We start from the raw sequence: 3,268 nt of genomic DNA on the forward strand, positions 1-3,268 counted from the left end.
TGATCTGCCGCAGCGCGGCCACCTCCGCCTCGCCGTAGTCCCGGTAGCCGTTCTCACTGTTCCGCCGGGGCGTCAGCAGACCCTCGGCCTCGTAAAAGCGGATGTTTTTCTTTGTGATGCCCACCAGGGCCTCCACCTCGTTGATTTTCAGACGGTTCACCTCGCTTTCTGATATGATGATATACCTTCCAGAAGGGGGAAGGTCAAGAGTTTTTTGAAAAAAGTTTTCTTTTGCAGGTCCCCACCCCTGCGCGGGCCGCTCCTCCAGAAGCGCAGGGACCCCTCCTCCACCGGGGTTTGGAGGGAACCGCTTCCCTTTTTCCCCGTTTCATGTTATAATTCCCCCATGGAAGAAAAAATTCTGACAAGTGAAAATCCTCTGGCCCTCCTGCCGGAGCCCCTTCTGGCCTGGTACCGGGCCAGCGCCCGGGATTTGCCCTGGCGGCACACGGCGGACCCCTACCACATTTGGGTCTCGGAGATCATGCTCCAGCAGACCCGGGTGGCAGCAGTGCTGGGGTATTATGCCCGGTTTCTCGCGGCCTTCCCCACGGTGGAGGCCCTTGCCGCCGCGCCGGAGGACCGCCTGATGAAACTGTGGGAGGGCCTTGGCTATTACAGCCGGGCCCGGAACCTCCAGAAGGCGGCGAAACTGGTGGCGGAGCGGGGCGCCTTCCCCGGTACCTATGGGGGCCTGCTGGCCCTGCCGGGGATCGGAGAGTACACCGCCGGGGCCATTGCCTCGGCGGCCTTTGGGCTCCGGGAGCCGGCGGTGGACGGCAACGTTCTCCGCTGTGTCGCCCGCCTGACGGACTGCCATGACGACATCGCCGCCCCGGGGACGAAGAGGGCCGTTCAGGAGCAGGTCCGCGGCCTGATGCCGGAGGCGGAGGCGGACGTGCGCATTTTCAACCAGGCCGTGATGGAGCTGGGGGCTACGGTCTGCGTCCCCAACGGTCCGCCGAAGTGCGATGCCTGTCCCGCCCGGGACTTCTGCCTGGGCCGTCTCCGGGGCACGGCGGAGAGCCTGCCGGTGAAGGCGGCGAAAAAGGCCCGCCGGGTAGAGGAGAAGACGGTGTTTCTGCTGCTGCGAAACGGGGAAATCGCCCTGCGGCGGCGGCCGGACGCGGGTCTCCTGGCAGGGCTGTGGGAGTTTCCCAACACGGAGGGCACGCTGGACGAGGCGGAGGCCGCGGCGGCGGTGCGGGCCTGGGGCCTGGAGCCCAAGGCCTGGAGACGAAAGCTGACGGCAAAGCACATTTTCACCCATGTGGAGTGGCGCATGACCGGCTACGCCCTGGAGACCGCCGGTGCGGGCCCGGCGGAGTTCCGCTGGGCGGACGGGGCCGGGCTGGAGGCCCACGCGGTGCCCTCGGCCTTTGCCCGGTACTATGGGGAGGCCCGGAGTCTGCTGGAGGAGAGATAGCATGGCGGTATTGCGGATCTTACTGGCTGTTGTGATGACGCTGGGGCGGCTACTGCCCTTTTTGATCGTGGGCGTGCTACTGTTTTTGGTGCGGTGGCGGTCTGTCCGGAAGGGCGCGGGGCCAAAGTTCAGGGGGCCGGTGTATACGGTGGACTACGAGGAAGTAGAGGACGAGGAGGAGTGACAATGGCCTTCTGGAAAAAATCTGAGGACCCCTGGGACATGGACCCCGCCAAAAAGCGGGCCAAACAGGAGCGGGAGCCTATCGAAAATCCCCTGAACACCCTGCGGGATTGGAGCGAGGAGCGCAGAGCCAAAGCCGCCGCCAAACAGGCGGAGTGGGAGGCCCAGCCCAAGGAGGTCTGTCCCTGGTGCGGCAAGGAGATGGAGCGGGGATATCTTGCCGCCAGCCGGAGCGGCATCATCTGGACGCCGGGCCGGATGACCACACGAGCCGCGTGGATCGGGCCGTCCAGGGAGGTCCGGGACCGGCGGCTGCAGGTGGACAATGAGGGATTCCTGGCGAACTATAAGACCACGTGGTACTGTGAGGACTGCAAAAAAATGACCATCGACGCCTCCGGGCTTCTCAGCCCTGAGAACACAGACCGGTGGTCGGCCCTGGAGGAACCGGAGAAAACCGAGTCTGCCGGGGAGGGGGAGGAGGCCCCATGATCTGCCGCCTCTGTCCCCGGAACTGCGGCGCGGAGCGGACAGAAACCCTCTCCGGCGGCGTGTGCGCCATGCCCTCCGCTCCGGTGGCTGCCCGCGCTATGCTGCACCAGTGGGAGGAGCCCTGCCTCACCGGGGAGCGGGGAGCCGGGACGGTGTTCTTCTCCGGATGCAATCTCAGGTGTGTCTTCTGCCAGAACGCGCCTATCTCTCAGGGGGGCGCGGGGAAGATTCTGACCGCCGTGCGCCTGCGGGAGATTTTCCATGAGCTCATCGCCCAGGGGGCGGCCTGTATCGATCTGGTGACCCCCACCCACTTCACCCCCGCCATTCTGGAGGCCCTGGGGGAGGAGCTCTGGCCGGTGCCGGTGGTGTGGAACTCCGGCGGGTACGAGCGGGCGGAGACGCTGCGGCTTTTGGAGGGCAGGGTCCAGGTGTACCTGCCGGATCTGAAATATGCCCTGCCGGGCCCGGCGGAGCGGTACTCCGGCGCGGCGGATTATTTTGATTGGGCCTCCGCCGCCATTTTGGAGATGTTTCGTCAGACGGGGCCGTACCGGATGGAGGGCGGCCTGCTGAAATCCGGCGTGCTGATCCGGCACCTGATCCTGCCGGGGGAGCTGGAGAACACCCGGCGGGTAATCGACTGGGTGGCGGAGACTTTCCGCCCCGGAGAGGTGCTGTTTTCCCTCATGAGCCAGTACACGCCCCAGCCCGGGGCGGGGGGAAAACTTGCCCGTCATGTGACGAAGGGGGAGTACCGCGCCGCGGCGGACTATATGGCCAACTGCGGGATTGCCGACGGCTATACGCAGGAGCGGACCTCCGCCCGGGAGGAGTATACGCCTGCATTTGATATGCGGGGCATATGAGGGGGAGGCCCCCCGCGGGGGACGGGGACGCGGGATTGTGCCGCTTTGCGGCACAGAATGCACCCTCCATTTTCTCTTTTTCTGCGCGCAGAAAAAGAGAAAACCCTCCAGAGGGCCCTCTCGCCGCTTCGCGGCTCACCTTGGCGGGCCGTGCACGGTCCAAAAGAGAAAAAGACTTTTTGGTGGTTGCGGAAATCTTCCGCTTCGATTGAAGGGCGCTTAGCAGACTTGATGCGTGGACGCAAGGACTTTCTTCTCTTCCCGCGCTTCGCGCCTGGCTGGCTCCGTGCGGAGAAGA

Annotated in this window: 5 protein-coding genes; 4 read left to right on the plus strand and 1 reads right to left on the minus strand. The window is 65.1% G+C overall.

Annotated features, from left to right (window positions below):
* On the minus strand, positions 1-151 hold a 151-nt coding region (locus QZ326_RS12190; protein WP_295745632.1), incomplete at its 3' end, for a MerR family transcriptional regulator.
* A 195-nt stretch (positions 152-346) separates the two neighbouring features.
* Here QZ326_RS12190 and mutY point away from each other — a divergent pair.
* The 4 genes from mutY to QZ326_RS12210 are packed head-to-tail and all read left to right on the plus strand — an operon-like array spanning position 347 to position 2,970.
* Positions 347-1,426, plus strand: coding sequence for an A/G-specific adenine glycosylase (gene mutY / locus QZ326_RS12195; protein ID WP_295745621.1), 1,080 nt, complete (start codon positions 347-349; stop codon positions 1,424-1,426).
* Position 1,427: 1 nt separating this feature from the next.
* Positions 1,428-1,610: a hypothetical protein gene (locus tag QZ326_RS12200; protein WP_295745623.1), complete on the plus strand. Its 183-nt coding sequence runs from the start codon at positions 1,428-1,430 to the stop codon at positions 1,608-1,610.
* A 2-nt stretch (positions 1,611-1,612) separates the two neighbouring features.
* Positions 1,613-2,101 (plus strand): PF20097 family protein, encoded by a 489-nt coding sequence (locus QZ326_RS12205; protein ID WP_295745626.1) that lies wholly within the window; start codon positions 1,613-1,615, stop codon positions 2,099-2,101.
* The gene (locus QZ326_RS12210; RefSeq protein WP_295745629.1) at positions 2,098-2,970 is read left to right on the plus strand and encodes a radical SAM protein; all 873 of its coding nucleotides are present in this window, start codon (positions 2,098-2,100) and stop codon (positions 2,968-2,970) included. The genes QZ326_RS12205 and QZ326_RS12210 overlap by 4 nt, the downstream gene beginning before the upstream one ends.
* The last annotated feature ends 298 nt before the right edge of the window (positions 2,971-3,268 follow it).

Origin of the sequence: uncultured Oscillibacter sp. (genome assembly GCF_910587525.1) — a bacterium.
In the GTDB taxonomy this organism is placed as follows: Bacteria; Bacillota; Clostridia; order Oscillospirales; family Oscillospiraceae; genus Oscillibacter.